Source organism: Nitrosovibrio sp. Nv6 (assembly GCF_900110495.1).
GTDB lineage: Bacteria > Pseudomonadota > Gammaproteobacteria > Burkholderiales > Nitrosomonadaceae > Nitrosospira.
The window spans coordinates 336,144-352,206 of sequence record NZ_FODX01000002.1; the positions used below are offsets into that span (position 1 = coordinate 336,144).

Annotated in this window: 15 protein-coding genes and 1 riboswitch; of the genes, 7 read left to right on the forward strand and 8 right to left on the reverse strand. The window is 54.2% G+C overall.

Going from position 1 to position 16,063, the window contains the following annotated elements:
- Positions 1–130 precede the first annotated feature (130 nt).
- Complete coding sequence (locus BMX66_RS08220; protein ID WP_090880737.1) at positions 131–1,375, forward strand: pyridoxal-phosphate-dependent aminotransferase family protein; 1,245 nt, start codon at positions 131–133, stop codon at positions 1,373–1,375.
- 217 nt (positions 1,376–1,592) lie between these two features.
- On the opposite strand, the gene metF is transcribed toward BMX66_RS08220, so the two are convergent.
- The 3 genes from metF to metK all read right to left on the reverse strand — a co-directional run bounded on the left by metF (position 1,593) and on the right by metK (position 5,576).
- Positions 1,593–2,438 (reverse strand): methylenetetrahydrofolate reductase [NAD(P)H], encoded by an 846-nt coding sequence (gene metF / locus BMX66_RS08225; RefSeq protein WP_090880740.1) that lies wholly within the window; start codon positions 2,436–2,438, stop codon positions 1,593–1,595.
- Between the two features lie 337 nt (positions 2,439–2,775).
- The gene (gene ahcY, locus BMX66_RS08230) at positions 2,776–4,251 is read right to left on the reverse strand and encodes an adenosylhomocysteinase (RefSeq protein ID WP_090880743.1); all 1,476 of its coding nucleotides are present in this window, start codon (positions 4,249–4,251) and stop codon (positions 2,776–2,778) included.
- Positions 4,252–4,268: 17 nt separating this feature from the next.
- A riboswitch (S-adenosyl-L-homocysteine riboswitch) is annotated at positions 4,269–4,346 on the reverse strand.
- 27 nt (positions 4,347–4,373) lie between these two features.
- On the reverse strand, positions 4,374–5,576 hold the full coding sequence (gene metK / locus BMX66_RS08235) for a methionine adenosyltransferase (protein ID WP_090880746.1): 1,203 nt from the start codon (positions 5,574–5,576) through the stop codon (positions 4,374–4,376).
- Positions 5,577–5,709: 133 nt separating this feature from the next.
- Here metK and dapF point away from each other — a divergent pair, with 133 nt between their 5' ends.
- The 6 genes from dapF to BMX66_RS08265 all read left to right on the forward strand — a co-directional run bounded on the left by dapF (position 5,710) and on the right by BMX66_RS08265 (position 11,870).
- A complete protein-coding gene (dapF, locus tag BMX66_RS08240; protein WP_090880749.1) occupies positions 5,710–6,537 on the forward strand; it encodes a diaminopimelate epimerase in 828 nt (275 codons plus the stop codon).
- A gap of 19 nt (positions 6,538–6,556) precedes the next feature.
- Positions 6,557–7,258 (forward strand): DUF484 family protein, encoded by a 702-nt coding sequence (locus BMX66_RS08245; RefSeq protein ID WP_090880753.1) that lies wholly within the window; start codon positions 6,557–6,559, stop codon positions 7,256–7,258.
- The gene (gene xerC / locus BMX66_RS08250; RefSeq protein WP_090880756.1) at positions 7,245–8,174 is read left to right on the forward strand and encodes a tyrosine recombinase XerC; all 930 of its coding nucleotides are present in this window, start codon (positions 7,245–7,247) and stop codon (positions 8,172–8,174) included. Before BMX66_RS08245 ends, xerC begins: the two co-directional genes overlap by 14 nt.
- A gap of 78 nt (positions 8,175–8,252) precedes the next feature.
- Positions 8,253–8,792 (forward strand): ATP-dependent protease subunit HslV, encoded by a 540-nt coding sequence (hslV, locus tag BMX66_RS08255; protein WP_090880759.1) that lies wholly within the window; start codon positions 8,253–8,255, stop codon positions 8,790–8,792.
- Between the two features lie 153 nt (positions 8,793–8,945).
- Positions 8,946–10,277: an ATP-dependent protease ATPase subunit HslU gene (hslU, locus tag BMX66_RS08260; protein WP_090880762.1), complete on the forward strand. Its 1,332-nt coding sequence runs from the start codon at positions 8,946–8,948 to the stop codon at positions 10,275–10,277.
- Positions 10,278–10,526: 249 nt separating this feature from the next.
- Positions 10,527–11,870: a DEAD/DEAH box helicase gene (locus BMX66_RS08265; protein ID WP_090880765.1), complete on the forward strand. Its 1,344-nt coding sequence runs from the start codon at positions 10,527–10,529 to the stop codon at positions 11,868–11,870.
- Positions 11,871–12,058: 188 nt separating this feature from the next.
- On the opposite strand, the gene BMX66_RS08270 is transcribed toward BMX66_RS08265, so the two are convergent.
- The 5 genes from BMX66_RS08270 to BMX66_RS08290 all read right to left on the reverse strand — a co-directional run bounded on the left by BMX66_RS08270 (position 12,059) and on the right by BMX66_RS08290 (position 16,031).
- The gene (locus BMX66_RS08270; protein WP_090880768.1) at positions 12,059–13,252 is read right to left on the reverse strand and encodes a BaiN/RdsA family NAD(P)/FAD-dependent oxidoreductase; all 1,194 of its coding nucleotides are present in this window, start codon (positions 13,250–13,252) and stop codon (positions 12,059–12,061) included.
- Between the two features lie 35 nt (positions 13,253–13,287).
- Positions 13,288–13,908 (reverse strand): class I SAM-dependent methyltransferase, encoded by a 621-nt coding sequence (locus BMX66_RS08275; RefSeq protein WP_255398867.1) that lies wholly within the window; start codon positions 13,906–13,908, stop codon positions 13,288–13,290.
- Between the two features lie 112 nt (positions 13,909–14,020).
- A complete protein-coding gene (locus tag BMX66_RS08280) occupies positions 14,021–14,776 on the reverse strand; it encodes an HvfC family RiPP maturation protein (RefSeq protein ID WP_090881104.1) in 756 nt (251 codons plus the stop codon).
- Positions 14,757–15,608, reverse strand: coding sequence for an HvfB family MNIO-type RiPP peptide maturase (locus BMX66_RS08285; protein ID WP_090880773.1), 852 nt, complete (start codon positions 15,606–15,608; stop codon positions 14,757–14,759). Before BMX66_RS08285 ends, BMX66_RS08280 begins: the two co-directional genes overlap by 20 nt.
- 12 nt (positions 15,609–15,620) lie before the next feature.
- The gene (locus tag BMX66_RS08290; protein WP_090880776.1) at positions 15,621–16,031 is read right to left on the reverse strand and encodes an EF-hand domain-containing protein; all 411 of its coding nucleotides are present in this window, start codon (positions 16,029–16,031) and stop codon (positions 15,621–15,623) included.
- Between the last annotated feature and the right edge of the window lie 32 nt (positions 16,032–16,063).

A 16,063-nucleotide genomic window follows, 5' to 3' on the forward strand; every position in this document is an offset into this window, starting at 1 on the left:
CGCTGGGCATGAAATTCAGCTAGTAATGAAAACAGGAACGGTTCGGCGGATAGCAAAATCTGCGTTCACTTGATAGAATCGGCCTGTCCTCTTCAATTAATTCCGTCCACCACTCTTCTCAGGATTATCCATGACTACTAAAAATTTCTATCCAGCTAAAAAGATCAGCACGTTTTATCCGCCACAGCGCACTTTGATGGGGCCGGGTCCGTCCGATACGCATCCGCGGGTATTGTCCGCCATGGCCCGCCCCACGCTGGGTCATCTCGATCCGGTATTCACGGATATGATGGAGGAACTGAAAAGTCTGCTGCGCTACGCTTTTCAAACATCCAATCTGCTGACCTTCCCGGTTTCAGGCCCTGGCTCGGTTGGGATGGAAATGTGCTTTGTCAATATGGTCAACCCTAGCGACAAGGTGATCGTATGCCGAAACGGCGTCTTTGGCGGGCGCATGATCGAGAATGTGCAGCGCTGCGGCGGTACGGCAGTGGTCGTGGAAGACAAGTGGGGAGCACCGGTTGACCCGCAGAAGGTAGAAGACGCATTGAAACAGAATCCTGATGCGAAGATCGTCGCTTTTGTTCACGCCGAGACGTCTACCGGCGCGCTGTCTGATGCAAAAACACTTTGCGAGATCGCTCATCGCCACAATTGCCTCACTATTGTGGATACAGTCACTTCGCTGGGCGGTTCCCCTCTCAAGGTCGACGAATGGAAAATAGATGCGATTTATTCCGGCAGCCAGAAATGCCTGTCGTGCCCGCCCGGCCTGTCGCCCATCAGTTTTTCCGAGCGGGTCGTGGACCTGGTCAGGAATCGCAAAACCAAGGTACAAAGCTGGTTCATGGATTTGAACCTGCTGTTGGGGTATTGGGGAACCACTCGCACATACCATCATACCGCTCCCACCAATGCGCTTTACGCATTGCACGAATCACTGGTGATGCTGTACGAAGAAGGGTTGGAGCATTCCTGGGCGCGTCATCAGCGCAACCACATCGCGCTGAAGGCAGGACTGGAAATTCTCGGCATGAAATATCTGGTGGAAGAAAAGTCCCGGCTGCCGCAGCTCAATTCCGTACATGTGCCGGAAGGCATAGATGAGAAGGAGGTTCGCCGTCGGCTGATCGCTGACTATGACCTTGAAATCGGCGCTGGCTTGGGCGATTTCGCGGGCAAGATCTGGCGTTTCGGCTTGATGGGTTATTCGAGCAGGATCGAAAATGTGATGCTTTGCCTGGGTGCGCTGGAAACCGTATTTTCCGATATGGGCGTAAAAATCGAATATGGGGCTGCGGAATCCGCAGCGCATTACGCCTATGCCTCCAACCCTCTGCCGGTGGAAAGTAAAAGTTCTGCCAAGGCGGCTTGATTAGTTGAGCAGGTAAAAGAACTTCGGAACAAGCCTCCGCTTTTGCCAGCGGGGCTTGCCGAGGCGATGGTGGTTTGTGTAAGCATGGCGTAGCCAAAGGCGGAGACGAGGCCGCGAGTGACTGGTCTATACGGTGTAATGCGCTTTGCTTATTACACCCCGCACTCTCCTGCAGCTCTTACAACTCTTGGGTCACATCAAGTCTTATCCAGTGGTCTTACAATCCCAGCCGCTGCCAGATTGTCGTCGTCAACCCTGCCGAGTTCAAGGTATAAAAATGCAATCCGGGCGCACCGGCACTCAGCAATCGATCGCACAGATCGGTTACGATATCCAGCCCGAATGCGCGTATTGATGCACTGTCGTCTCCATAACTTTCCAGCTTTTTTCTGATCCAGCGGGGAATTTCAGCGCCGCAGGCGTCCGAAAATCTTGCGAGCTGGGAAAATTTGTTGATGGGCATGATACCGGGCACAATGGGGATATCGATGCCCATCGCTTCGCACGCATCAACAAAACTGAAGTAGGCATCCGCATTGTAGAAATATTGCGTAATAACGGAGTCAGCTCCAGCTTCAACCTTGCGTTTGAAGTTCTGCAAATCTTCCTGCACGGAATTAGCCTGTGGATGGTATTCGGGATATGACGCAACATCGATATGAAATGCGTCGTCAAACTCCTTGCGAATGAATGTCACCAGTTCATTGGCATAGCGAAATTCCCCGCCCTGTGCCATGCCCGAGGGTAGATCACCTCGCAGTGCGATCACGTGGCGAATGCCCCCGTCGCGATATTTCTGCAACATGGTGCGAATGTTTTCGCTGGTCGCGCCAATACAGGAAAGATGGGGTGCGGCAACATACCCCTCTTCCTGGATTTCCAGCACCGTCTCAAGGGTTCGATCGCGCGTCGATCCACCTGCACCGAAGGTCACCGAAAAGAACTTTGGATCAAGTTGCGCCAGTTGCCTGCGAGTGGCGCGCAGCTTCTCGATTCCCTCCACTGTTTGCGGTGGAAAAAACTCGAAGCTGAAAGTGGGAGCGAATTTTTTTTGTGATTCCATTTTAGCTAGCCCGAATATTTCACGCGGTCGTGAATGATGGCAAGGCAGAGTCGCCAGTCAATTGGCGGATCTGTCATCACCCCAGGTCCATGATTGAGTTGGAAGCGAAGCAGGGACGCGAAAACACCGGAAAGCCCAGCATCGGCGAAGGTGGGTAGATAGACTGGATTTCGTATTCCAAGCCCTGTTGAGCCCGACCACCTATTTCCCTTATTCATGCCATTGGCAGTCGTCGAGGCTGATCTGATGAAATACGTGGACCTGCCGCGGCACGCGCGGAGAAGATAAAAGCTTTATCCGCCATCTACCTGCTCCGGCGCCTACGCAACCTGAAAGCTTAGTACCGATACATTGCGGGCTTGTACGGCCCGTTTTTGTCCAGGTTCAGGTAGCTCGCTTGCTCCTCGGTCAATTCGGTAAGTTTTACACCGAGCTTTTTGATGTGCAGCCGCGCTACTTTCTCGTCGAGATGCTTGGGCAGTACATAAACATTCTTCTGATAGCTGGCGCCATTTTGCCACAACTCCATTTGTGCCAGCACCTGATTGGTGAACGAACTGGACATGACAAAAGAGGGATGGCCGGTCGCGCAGCCCAGATTCACCAGTCGCCCCTGCGCGAGCACAATGATGCGTCGGCCTGTCGGGAAAATGACGTGATCCACCTGAGGCTTGATATTTTCCCACTGGTATTTCTGGACGGACGCAATATCTATCTCGGAATCGAAATGGCCGATATTGCACACGATAGCCTGATCTTTCATTCTCAGCATGTGGTCATGGGTAATGACGCGCAGATTCCCGGTGGCGGTGACAAAGATATCCGCCTGATCGCAGACTTCGTCCATGGTGACTACGCGATAGCCTTCCATTGCCGCTTGCAGAGCGCAAATCGGGTCTATCTCTGTTATCCATACAGTTGCGCCTAGACCGCGCAGGGATTGGGCACAACCCTTGCCTACGTCGCCGTAACCGCAGACCAGCGCTATCTTGCCGGCGATCATGACATCGGTAGCCCGTTTGATTCCATCGACCAGCGACTCGCGGCAACCATAAAGGTTATCGAACTTGGACTTGGTGACCGAGTCGTTGACGTTGAATGCCGGAAACGGCAGTTCGCCTTTTTTCTGCATTTCGTACAAACGGTGAACGCCGGTAGTGGTTTCCTCGGTCACGCCGCGGATGCTAGCACGCCTGCTGGAATACCAGCCAGGACTGGTACTCAGTCGTTTCCGGATGGCTGCAAACAAGGCATGTTCTTCCTCATTGGTGGGATTGGCAATAACCGACGAATCGCTTTCCGCTCTGCTACCGAGAATAATGAGCAATGTTGCATCGCCGCCATCATCCAGAATCATGTTAGGGGCGCTGTCTGCATCCGGCGCACCCTGTTCGGACGGCCACTCGAAAATACGGTGGGCATATTCCCAGTAGTCATCCAGCGATTCGCCCTTGTAAGCAAACACCGGAATGCCTTCTGCTGCGATGGCTGCCGCGGCGTGGTCCTGGGTAGAAAAAATATTGCAGGAAGCCCAGCGCACTTGCGCACCCAGTTTGATCAGCGTTTCGATCAACACCGCCGTCTGAATGGTCATGTGGAGCGAACCCGCAATACGCGCGCCCGCCAAAGGCTTTGTGTCAGCGTATTCTTCGCGTAACGCCATCAAACCGGGCATCTCTGTTTCGGCGATGGCAATTTCCTTGCGTCCCCATCCCGCCAGCGACATATCTGCGACTTTACAATCGGAAAATTCGTTACCCGCGGAGGTGGAGGTGGAGGTGGATGCGGATATAGAACTGAGCACAGCGTTCATAAAATAATCTCCTGAAAGATGAACGAGCGCCGTTGTTGCGATCCTCCCCTGCCGAGCCTCGCGGGCCTCTGCCCGTTGCAGCGCTCCTCGGCCTGGAAGGGATTGAAGCTAACTTTGAAAACTCATGCCTGAAGACTTATTGCCTGCGGTTCCATTGTAGTTTCGATTCCCGCTTCGGCGTGCAGTTGTGCGGCTTTATCTGTAGCCTCCCAGGTGAATTCCGGTTCATCCCGTCCGAAATGGCCATATGCGGCGGTCTTCTGGTAAATCGGGCGCAGAAGATCGAGACCATGAATAATGCCACGAGGACGCAAGTCGAAATGACGCTCGATCAGCCTGACGATTTCCTGGTCGGAAATCTTTCCTGTCCCGAAAGTATCGACCATCAGCGAAACCGGACGCGCCACGCCAATAGCATAGGCCATCTGGACTTCACATCTGCTGGCAATACCGGCAGCAACGATGTTCTTGGCCACATAACGCCCCGCATAGGCTGCGGAACGATCTACCTTGGATGGATCTTTGCCCGAGAAAGCGCCACCGCCGTGATGCGCAGTCCCGCCGTAGCTATCCACGATAATCTTGCGCCCGGTCAGGCCGCAATCGCCCATCGGCCCACCCACAACGAAGCGTCCTGTGGGATTGATGAGGTAACGGGTCGCCCCATTCAGCATTTTTTTTGGAATCACCGGCTTGATAATTTCTTCGATTACCGCTTCACTCAGTTGCTCATGGGAAATGTCCGGATGATGCTGGGTAGATATCACCACCGTGTCGATCCGTTGTGGTTTGCCATTCAGATAGCGCACCGAAACCTGCGACTTTGCATCCGGACGCAACCACGGCAAGCGCCCGTCTTTTCTCAGTTCCGCCTGTCGCTCCATCAGGCGATGTGCATAATAGATGGGCATCGGCATCAATTGCGGGGTTTCATCGCAGGCATAGCCGAACATGAGACCCTGATCGCCAGCGCCCTGCTCCATCTCTTCTTCCTTCGTGCGGTTGACTCCCTGGGCGATATCGGGAGATTGTTTATTGAATGCCGTCAGCACCGCGCAGGTATGATGATCAAAGCCGATATCGGAACTGTTGTATCCGATACGTTTGACCGCCGCACGCGCAACCTGCATATAGTCAACATTGGCCTCGGTGGTGATTTCACCCGACATTACAATCAAACCGGTACTGCACAGCGTCTCGCAGGCAACCCGTGCATTGGGGTCCTGTGCCAGGATGGCGTCCAGGATTGAATCGGAAATCTGATCAGCCACCTTGTCGGGATGACCCTCGGACACGGATTCGGAAGTAAAAAGATATTCGCTCATGTTGTCCCAGCCGTTTTTAGTCGTAAAGGACTGTAGAATACCAAATTACGCGCGTATTAAGAAGACGAAATAACGGGGTGAGTGATATTCCGCTTTTTATGCCTCGCGTCGATCTCCTTCCGGCTATTGGTTCATGAAATTCAAGTTCACCAAAATGCATGGCCTGGGCAATGATTTCGTTGTCATTGACGGCATACGACAATCGGTTTCCCTCAATGCCAAACAATTGAGCCATCTTGCGGACCGTCATTTAGGCGTCGGCTGTGATCAGATCCTGCTGATAGAAACGGCGGAAGGCGATGCTGATTTTCGCTATCGCATTTTTAACGCCGATGGCGGGGAAGTGGAGCAGTGCGGCAATGGCGCGCGCTGTTTTGTTCGCTATGTGCATGACCGCGGAATGACAACCAAGAATGAAATTCGCGTAGAGACACTGAGCGGCATTATTATTCCCACGTTGGAGCCAAATGGGGAAGTTACCGTCAATATGGGTGTACCGAGATTTGAGCCGCGGGAAATTCCTTTCGTTGCCGAGAAGCGCGCACTGACTTATCCACTCGATATCGACGGCAAATTGTTGGAAATCAGTACGGTATCGATGGGCAACCCGCATGCAGTGCAACTGGTGCCTGACATAGATCGCGCTCCGGTATTGACCGAAGGTGCGCTGATTGAGCGCCACTCGCGTTTTCCTCAACGAGTGAACGCCGGCTATATGCAGGTGGTCGACCGCCATCACATCCGGTTGCGGGTTTATGAGCGGGGGGCGCGTGAAACGCTCGCCTGCGGCACTGGCGCGTGCGCCGCCGTGGTGGCGGGAATCCAGCGTGGGCTGCTGGAATCATCGGTGAAAGTCAGCTTTCGCAACGGAAATTTATTTATCCGATGGGAAGGTGAAAATGAACCAGTCTTTATGACCGGCCCTGCAGTCACCGTGTTTGATGGAGAGATCGACTTATAGGATCCAGACAGGAAGAAACATGAAATTCAGTTCGGAAGAAGTAGCCCAATACCTGCAACAGCATCCCGAATTCTTCGAGGAATATGCAGATATGCTGGCGGAGATTCAGGTGCCCCATCCCCACGGTGGCAGAGCCATTCCTATCAGCGAACGCCAGATTGTCGCACTTCGGGATAAAAACCGCATCCTGCAGGACAAATTGGGCGAATTGATCAGATTTGGTGAAGAGAACAGCGCTATCACCGAGAAAATGCACCGTTTGGCCGTTGCGCTACTTTCTTTCAACCGCCTGACTGATTTTTTGCATGGATTGAATTTTCATCTGCGCGAGGATTTTTCTGTACCTCATACGGCGCTACGATTGTGGAATAGATCGGCCGAGGGACCGGCACTGCCGGAATCAGCGCCAGCCAGTCCCGATATTCAAGTCCTCACCGAAGGCCTGTCGCGCCCTTACTGCGGTCCACATATTCTGGACGAGGTTAGAAACTGGTTTGGAGAGGAGGATGCCGCTCGCCTGCGTTCTTTCGCGATGGTGGCTCTGCGGACTGATCAAATCGCCGGCCTGCTGGTAATGGGCAGCGAGGATCCTCAACGATTTTATGTAAACATGGGGACAGTTTACCTGACGCAACTCGGTGAACTGGTAAGCGCCGCATTGACACGTTTTACACAGGCTGAAGGACTGGAAGAAGCGAAGAACAAATATGACATCCGTTAACGGTCATTCCGAACTTGCCTCCGCCTATCTCTTCCATCTGTCCAGGGAGCGTCGTTTATCACCGCTCACCTGCGAAAGCTACGCACGCGATATTGGCGTGCTGTTAGAGCATGTACAGGAAACGAAGAAGGAAGCGGGAACAGGAGCAGCGCTCGATCAACTCCAGATTCATCATATCCGCCGTTTTGTCGCCCAACTTCATGCGGCCGGCTTTTCCGGCAAAAGTCTGGCCAGAATGTTATCGGCGTGGCGTGGCTTTTACAAATACCTGGCACGGGATCATGGTTACGCATGCAATCCCTGCGCCGGAATACGCGCTCCAAAGTCGCCGAAAACCCTACCTCACACGCTTTCACCCGACGAGGCGGCAAAACTGCTGGAGTTCCCCATCAATGACCCGTTGGCATTGCGAGACAAGGCCATGTTCGAGCTATGCTATTCGTCAGGGTTACGGCTGGCAGAGCTTGCCAGCCTGAAACCTGAAGATGTGAGTCTGTGTGAGGGAACAGCGCGTGTTACCGGCAAAGGCGGAAAAGCCCGTATCGTGCCCGTGGGCAGCAAAGCGTTGCTGGTTTTGCGCGAATGGATGAAACACCGTGAGACGCTGGCGAGGCCGGGCGAGGCCGCGCTGTTTCTGTCCCGATATGGCAAAAATATCAGTCACAGATCCATTAGCCAACGGCTCAAAATTCTGGCGGTACGGCAGGGCGTCAGCGTCAATGTCCACCCCCACGTGCTGCGGCATTCATTTGCGTCGCACCTGCTGCAGTCCAGCGGGGATTTACGGGCGGTCCAGGAAATGCTGGGACACGCCAGCATCAGCACCACCCAGATTTATACTCATCTTGATTTTCAACATTTGTCGAAAGTGTACGATGCCGCCCATCCCCGGGCCAGGAAGAATGGAAAGGGCTGAATTCCGGTAACCATACAGTTTGTATTTTCTCTGCGAATCAGCGTTATAATCCCCGCTTCCAATCATCTCGCGCTAACCATGCCAGAACATCACGGTACAACCATACTTTCGGCTCGACGCGGGAACCAGGTCGCCCTCGGAGGCGATGGCCAGGTAACCTTGGGCGCCGTTGTAGCAAAGGCTAGCGCCCGCAAGGTACGCAGGCTTTACCACGACAAGATCCTCGCCGGATTCGCGGGGGGAACGGCTGATGCCTTTACCTTGTTTGAGCGCTTTGAAGGCAAGCTGGAAAGGCATCAGGGCCACCTTATGCGATCGGCCGTGGAACTGGCGAAGGACTGGCGCACGGATCGCATTTTGCGGCGACTGGAAGCGATGCTGGTCGTAGCCGATCCATCAACAACCCTCATCATTACGGGCTCGGGTGATGTGATTGAGCCTGAGTTCGGGATTGCTGCGATTGGTAGCGGTGGGTCTTATGCTCACTCCGCCGCTCGCGCGCTTCTGGAGAATACCAGTATGATGCCGTTGGAAATCGTCAAGAAATCCCTGTCCATCGCGGGCGACCTATGTATCTATACAAATCAGAACCATGTAATCGAGGTGCTTGAAACGTGAAAACCCTGAGCGGTAGATCAGGCATATAAGGTGAAACAAGAGGTGGAGCCCAGGGAACAAAAGCAACGCCTCTCAAATGAATACCCAGGCAAGATGCGACGCTTCGCCTATCCGATATTTCTCATTTCTTGCATTTAACATTGACCTGAAATCATGTCTCAACTGACTCCACAGGAAATCGTCCAAGAACTGGACAAGCATATCATCGGGCAGGATGCCGCCAAGCGATCAGTCGCCATTGCCCTCAGGAATCGCTGGCGCCGGCAGCAGGTAATGGACCCCTTGCGCCAGGAGATCACGCCAAAAAATATTTTAATGATCGGGCCTACCGGCGTAGGCAAGACCGAAATCGCCCGCCGTCTGGCGAAACTGGCCGATGCGCCTTTCATCAAGGTGGAGGCAACCAAATTCACCGAGGTGGGTTATGTCGGGCGCGACGTGGATTCCATTATTCGCGACCTGGCGGAGTCCGCGGTCAAATTGTCGCGTGAACGGGAAACGCATAAAATGCGCGCCCGCGCTGAAGATCACGCCGAAGAGCGTATTCTCGACGTACTGCTGCCCTCAGCAAGGGAAATGGGGTTGCAAGCGGAAGCCGCCGACGGGGAAAATGCCACCCGGCAGAAGTTCCGCAAGAAATTGCGCGAGGGAGAGCTCAATGACAAGGAAATCGAAATCGAGGTGGCGGCGGCGCACAGCCATATGGAAATCTTTGCTCCGCCCGGCATGGAGGAATTGACTACTCAAATTCAAGGGATGTTCCAGAATCTGGGCGGGGAGAGAAAAAAAACACGCAAGCTGAGAATTGGCGAGGCAATGAAACTCATTATCGATGAAGAAGCATCCAAACTCGTCAATGATGAAGAGCTGAAGCTGGGCGCGGTGCAGAACGTTGAGCAGAACGGCATCGTCTTCCTTGACGAGATCGATAAGATTACGAGCCGCTCCGAAAGTACCGGAGCCGACGTATCGCGCCAGGGGGTCCAGCGTGACCTGCTGCCATTGGTGGAAGGTACCACGGTTTCCACCAAGTACGGGATGATCAAGACCGATCATATTCTTTTTATCGCAAGCGGCGCATTCCACCTCGCCAAGCCTTCTGATCTGATTCCTGAACTGCAGGGACGCTTTCCCATTCGTGTCGAACTTGCAAGTCTTAGCGCTGACGATTTTGTACAAATCCTCACCAATACGGATGCATGTCTGACACGGCAATACGAGGCGCTCCTGGAAACTGAAGGAATCAAGCTGGAATTTACACCCGATGCGGTAAAGCGCTTGGCAGAGATTGCCTTTGCCGTCAACGAAACGACCGAGAATATCGGCGCAAGGCGCCTTTATACCGCGATGGAGAAGCTTCTGGAAGAGGTTTCCTACGATGCCGAAAAACATCGCGGTAATACGGTTGTCATTGATGCCGCCTATGTGGATGCCAGGCTCAAAAGCTTGTCCCAAAGCGAGGATTTGGCCCGCTACGTGCTTTAAAGCGAGCTGAACAGCCCTCCCATCGTGCGCGGGGCAAACTCGTGCCGATTCAGCAATTACTGATTCCGGCTTTGTGTAGAGAAATAATCTAGGCCAGTCGGCGCATCGGGACGTAATCTGTTACAATCCCCACCTGCGGTGTTCGCTCCACGTCTTCACGCCGTCCTTTCCGTTTTTCAAACTTTACCCGTCTGCCTAAGACTGGCGTCTCATAACCGGGACGACAGGCCGATGTTACCTTGGAGTTCTATGTCTTTCTCTACCTTCGGCCTGTCCGATGAAATTATCCGTGCCGTGACTGAATGCGGCTATACCAATCCGACTCCCATCCAGTTACAAGCGATCCCCGCAGTGCTGGCTGGTGGCGACTTGATGGCCGGGGCGCAAACCGGCACTGGCAAGACCGCTGGATTTACCTTGCCCATCCTGCATCGCCTGTCCGACAAAAGCGTCAAGGGGCCATCCAGCGGCCGGCCGCCCATACGTGCGTTGATTCTCGTCCCCACACGCGAGCTAGCGGCGCAGGTGGAGGAAAGCGTGCGGGAGTATGGCAAATACCTGAAGCTGAGCTCCATGATTATGATAGGCGGAGTCAGTATCAATCCACAGATCACCCGCCTGAAAAGTCGCGTGGATATTCTGGTCGCCACTCCGGGGCGTTTGCTGGATCATGTGCAGCAAAAAACGCTCGATTTGTCGCAGGTTGAAATCCTTGTGCTGGACGAGGCCGATCGCATGCTGGACATGGGTTTCATTCGCGATATAAAAAAGATACTCGTGCTGTTGCCTAAACAGCGGCAGAATCTGCTGTTCTCCGCCACCTTTTCGGACGAGATCCAGGCGCTGGCCGGCGGCTTGCTAAACAAGCCCGTGAAAATTGAAGTCGCGCGTCGTAATGCAACTGCCGACAACGTGACGCATATCGTTCACCCCGTGGATCGTGAACGAAAGCGCGAACTGCTTGCCCATCTTATCACGCAGCACCAGTGGTCGCAGGTGCTGGTATTTACCCGCACCAAGCATGGAGCCAACAAACTGGCTGAGCATCTGGTCGCGCATGGCATTCCCTCGCTTGCCATACACGGCAACAAAAGCCAGTCGGCGCGCACTCGGGCATTGGCGGAATTCAAGACCGGCAGCCTGCAGGTCCTGGTAGCGACCGACATTGCTGCCCGCGGAATCGATATCAGCGAATTACCCCATGTGGTCAACTTTGAATTGCCTAACGTGCCGGAGGATTATGTGCATCGCATCGGGCGTACTGGCCGCGCCGGGGCAGAAGGGGATGCTGTCTCACTGGTATGTGTGGATGAGCGCAAGCTGCTGACGGATATCGAAAGGTTGATCAAACGGGAGCTATCCAGCAAAGTTATCGCTGGTTTCGAGCCAGACCCCCGCATCAGGGCCGAACCGATTGTCAATGGTAGCGGCGGGGGACAGCGCCCTATACGAAGCGGGCTGCCCGGGCTATCCGGACATGGTCAACGAAGAGGCCAGCCAGGTGCCAAAGCCCATGTGGCCCGGGCACCTATGGGCGGACCGACTGGCGGGCGCGCACCCGCACTGCATCGTTCGGGCGGACGTGGCCGTTAATCCGATTTTTCTCATTCCGATCTAGCAGGGAAGCAAGAGGGCGAACGGGTCCGGGTAACATGCCAGCTGAGTAGTACCGCCTTCGAACCATTGGAATACATCCTTTTCGACGGGATATTCCGGCGACCGTACCCATGAGAGGGATGAGGGTCGAATGTACCGCTGACACTGATGAAATGGAAGCGGAACTACACGAACTGTCCCGCCGCATAGCCGGACGCCCAGGCCCACTGAAAATTGAATCCGCCGAGATGTCCCGTCACGTCAACTACTTCACCGATAAAATAAAGTCCGGGCACTTTTTTCGCTTCCATGGTTTTGGATGACAACTCGCGGGTATCCACCCCGCCCAGCGTCACTTCCGCCTTCTTGTAGCCTGCCGTGCCGTCCGGGACAACCTGCCAGTCGTGCAGCTGTGCAGCAATCTGCTTCAAGGCCTTGTTACCATGCCTGTTTACCGGGACCTCTGCCCGTTCGGGCACGGTCGCCTTGACCCAGGCCTCTGCAAGCCGGCGAGGGAGATGTTGAGTTAACAAATTGGATAACAGCGCACTGCTATGTCTTTGATCAAGAAGCCATGAGGTGAAGTCAAGATCCGGTAAGAGGTCGATATGAATCGGTATCCCCGGCTGCCAATATGAAGAAATCTGCAATATCGCTGGGCCGCTCAAACCACGGTGTGTGATTAACAGACCGTCGCGGAAACGAGCTCCGTTACAGCTCACTGCCGCATCGACCGCAATTCCGGGAAGTGTCGAAAAGCCATCCAATTGTTCGGGTGCGAAGATCAGCGGGACCAGCGCCGGTCGCAGCGGCGTAATGGTGATATTGAACTGCTCTGCGATACGATAGCCGCAAGCACTTGCACCGATCTGGGGGATGGAAAGGCCTCCGGTTGCGATCACCAATGTGTCGGAGGTTAATGTCCCCCGGTCGGTTTCCAGCATGAATCCAGCGCTGGCCCCGTTGACACGGCCCACATTGTTTACCCGGCATGGCATCTGCCATGCAACGCCTGCGGCGTCGCACTCATGCCGCAGCAGATCGATGATTTGCTGGGAGCTACCGTCGCAAAATAATTGCCCCAGCTTCTTCTCGTGATAAGAGATGTGATGTTTTTCCACCAAAGCGACAAAATCCTGGGGGGTAAAGCGGGCTAGTGCGGATCGGCAGAAATTCGGGTTGTGCGAGAGGAAGTTGTCCGGGCCTGTGTGGCGATTGGTGAAATTACACCGTCCTCCACCGGAGATACGAATTTTTTCGGCCAGCTTGCTCGCATGATCCAGCAGCAATACTGAACGTCCGCGCTTTCCGGCTTCGATGGCGCACATCATCCCCGCCGCACCAGCGCCTATCACTACTACATCTTTTTTTAATGACATGTGAGTATACGGCAGCTTGCTGTTATCCAGCCGCTTTACGCCAGACGCTGGCCAGCCACGGTTGCTGTTCGCGTGGCAAACCCTCCGGGCGGTAGTAATGGGCTGCTTCGACGAAATCCGCGTCGGCCATGTAGCGTCTCCAGCTTTCGATATCGTGGTATACGCTGTAACGTCCCCGATTCCAGCCCTCCTCGCCGCTGCCGCGCGGGTTGGAACTGAAATAATATACCGCCCGGTTTCAATGTCGCCCAAAGCTCCTTCAGTACACGTGGCAGTTCAGAACCTGGAACATGAAACAGCGAAGCATTGGCGAATACGCCATCGAAGTACTTGTCCGGCAGGTCGAGCTTTAGAAAATCCTGGTGCCAGACTTCACAGCCGCTATGGCTGCGAGCCATTTCGACAAAACGCCCGGCGCCCTCCAGTCCCACTGCGATATGGCCGAGTTGCGAAAAAAACTTGAGGTCGCGGCCCGGCCCGCAGCCAAAATCCAATATCTTGCAAGGTGGGTCGGCTTTGATGTGCTGCAGCAACGCAGCAATATTTTGCCCGACGTCGTGGTCTTTCGTGCCCTCCCAGAAGGCCTCCGCACGTTCATTGTAGTGAGCCACTGTAAGATCGGAAATTTTTCCGAGGTTTGCCGGATGGGATTTCATGCGCGCGCGGGGCTCCCGCGCGAAATAAAAACGCTTGGCGCGGTATTTGCAATGCAAGGGCGTAATAGTTCAGCCTGGCAACCGGTGGATTCGCAATGGAACAATAAAGCCACTATTTAGAAACGCCCAGCAGTGCGCCACGCACTTGTAAATCGCGCATGATTTCCAGCCCTCCTTGAATCACTATTCCGGGCGAGGGATGGCGGCTTTCAGCGGCGACGATTTCAAGTGCCGCTCGGCCCGTCTGCTCGGCAGGCGCAAGAAGATTTATCAAACGTGAGGTAAATGCATTGATTTCAGTAAATCGAACCTGGTCGCTGGAATTACGGAATACCAGCAAGTAAGTTTCTCCTGGGGTGACTCGAACGCGCGGACCAATACGATGTACAGGCCAGTTATACCGCAGGTTGGCAAGCACCGGATTTAAAACCGGGCGCTGTTCCAGCAAGTTGCCTTCGGGATCGATCGCGTCCCAGCCGGGAGCGTCCGTTGAAACAGAAAGCGCAAGCTCTACCCATTCGTAATGCGCGAGTTCCAGCACGAATTCCGGATAATTCGCAGGTATAGCCCCATCGCTCTGCAGGAATTGGACAAACTCATCCGGAATTTGGCGAAAAAAAGGAGAGTGGCTGCGATGTGTGGCGAGGAAGCCACGCACGAGCCGCGTCCATCGGCGTGCCCCCAGCACCTTTCTTAATACGGGAAAACAAGCCAGAAGAAAACTCTCAAGGTTATTGTAAACCAGCCTCCTGTATATCCGCATACGCCTCGCTTCAATGCCGCGTGGACAAGGGTTCGCCTTGGCGTCGCGGATATGCGCAGTGAAAGCGTACTGGAAACGCTGAAACTCAGGAAGCGGCGCGGACATGGCTTGCATCGGCATGCCGGGTCTGGACAAGACCAATGCGTTCGATTTCACGCATCAGCTCGTGCAGGGGAGGGATATTGAAGTCACGTTCCAGCAGCGTGGGCGCGACGCCGTGAATGCAATACGTTTGATCGAGCAATGACCATACAGGGTCGATAACGTCCGCGCCGTGCGTATCGTTAATGATATTATCCGCCTCCTTATGATGGCCGGCCATATGCATGTAAACAATACGTTCGGTTGGCATGGTCCGGATGAATTCAACCGGATCATAGCCGTGATTTATGCTATTGACGTAGACATTATTGACGTCGAGATGCAGGTCGCAATCCGCTTCCGTCAATACAGCACGGATAAAATCCGCTTCGCTCATTTCTGTGATGGGCGCGCGCAAGTAAAACGAGGCGTTTTCCAGCGCGATGCGGCGCTCCAGAATATCCTGCGCGCGGCGAACGCGGGCAGCAACATAGCTCACTGCTTCTTCAGTGAACGGTATTGGAAGGAGATCGTATAGATGCCCGTCGTCCGAGCAGTAGGAAAGATGCTCGGTATACAAGAGGACGTGATGCTGATCCAGGAATTGCCGAATCTTTTGCAGTAACACTTCGTCCAATGGTGCTGGACTACCGATGGATAGTGAGAGCCCATGACAAACAAACGGGTAGCGCTCAGTGAAGCCGCGCAAATCACGTCCGGCCACACCGCCGAGATCAATCCAGTTTTCCGGGGCGATTTCGAAGAAATCGATGGCATCGGGAACACGGGCTTTTAACGCTGGAATTAACTCGCGCCGAAAACCCAGTCCCACACTGGCCAGATCCAAGGCTTTCATGGCAAGGAGATGTTACTTCTTCATCCCGCCATGTGGCGCTGTGGGCGGCGCTGAGCTGGGACCCGGTTTGGTCCCCCCATAGCTGTCGGCTTCAGGTTGATCGACAGCGCCATCCTTATTGGCGTCTATTCTGTCGAATATTGCTTCGTGATGCTTGAGAAATTCATCCTTGGTGACCTTGCCATCCTTGTTGACGTCTACCATCGACATGCCGCATCTACCTTCGCCAGATTTCGCTTCACCGGATTTCGCTCCACCGTATTTATTGGGGTCCACCCTATCCGCATAAGCCAGGATATACCCCTTATCCAGGGATTGAATTTCGAAAGGGCTAGCGGCCGTCGAGGTGAGGGGTACAGCACTGAGTGTAGCGGCAAAGGCGGAGCCCACCGCCAGGGAAATCATGGTTCTTTTGTTGCGCATAGTATCGTCTCCTAAATTTTGGACGAAATATT

Excerpts from the sequence above, each read along its gene's own strand:
- BMX66_RS08220 (WP_090880737.1), top strand. The coding sequence starts at position 131 with ATGACTACTAAAAATTTCTATCCAGCTAAAAAGATCAGCACGTTTTAT.
- metF (WP_090880740.1), bottom strand. The coding sequence starts at position 2,438 with ATGGAATCACAAAAAAAATTCGCTCCCACTTTCAGCTTCGAGTTTTTT.
- ahcY (WP_090880743.1), bottom strand. The coding sequence starts at position 4,251 with ATGAACGCTGTGCTCAGTTCTATATCCGCATCCACCTCCACCTCCACC.
- metK (WP_090880746.1), bottom strand. The coding sequence starts at position 5,576 with ATGAGCGAATATCTTTTTACTTCCGAATCCGTGTCCGAGGGTCATCCC.
- dapF (WP_090880749.1), top strand. The coding sequence starts at position 5,710 with ATGAAATTCAAGTTCACCAAAATGCATGGCCTGGGCAATGATTTCGTT.
- BMX66_RS08245 (WP_090880753.1), top strand. The coding sequence starts at position 6,557 with ATGAAATTCAGTTCGGAAGAAGTAGCCCAATACCTGCAACAGCATCCC.
- xerC (WP_090880756.1), top strand. The coding sequence starts at position 7,245 with ATGACATCCGTTAACGGTCATTCCGAACTTGCCTCCGCCTATCTCTTC.
- hslV (WP_090880759.1), top strand. The coding sequence starts at position 8,253 with ATGCCAGAACATCACGGTACAACCATACTTTCGGCTCGACGCGGGAAC.
- hslU (WP_090880762.1), top strand. The coding sequence starts at position 8,946 with ATGTCTCAACTGACTCCACAGGAAATCGTCCAAGAACTGGACAAGCAT.
- BMX66_RS08265 (WP_090880765.1), top strand. The coding sequence starts at position 10,527 with ATGTCTTTCTCTACCTTCGGCCTGTCCGATGAAATTATCCGTGCCGTG.
- BMX66_RS08270 (WP_090880768.1), bottom strand. The coding sequence starts at position 13,252 with ATGTCATTAAAAAAAGATGTAGTAGTGATAGGCGCTGGTGCGGCGGGG.
- BMX66_RS08275 (WP_255398867.1), bottom strand. The coding sequence starts at position 13,908 with ATGAAATCCCATCCGGCAAACCTCGGAAAAATTTCCGATCTTACAGTG.
- BMX66_RS08280 (WP_090881104.1), bottom strand. The coding sequence starts at position 14,776 with ATGTCCGCGCCGCTTCCTGAGTTTCAGCGTTTCCAGTACGCTTTCACT.
- BMX66_RS08285 (WP_090880773.1), bottom strand. The coding sequence starts at position 15,608 with ATGAAAGCCTTGGATCTGGCCAGTGTGGGACTGGGTTTTCGGCGCGAG.
- BMX66_RS08290 (WP_090880776.1), bottom strand. The coding sequence starts at position 16,031 with ATGCGCAACAAAAGAACCATGATTTCCCTGGCGGTGGGCTCCGCCTTT.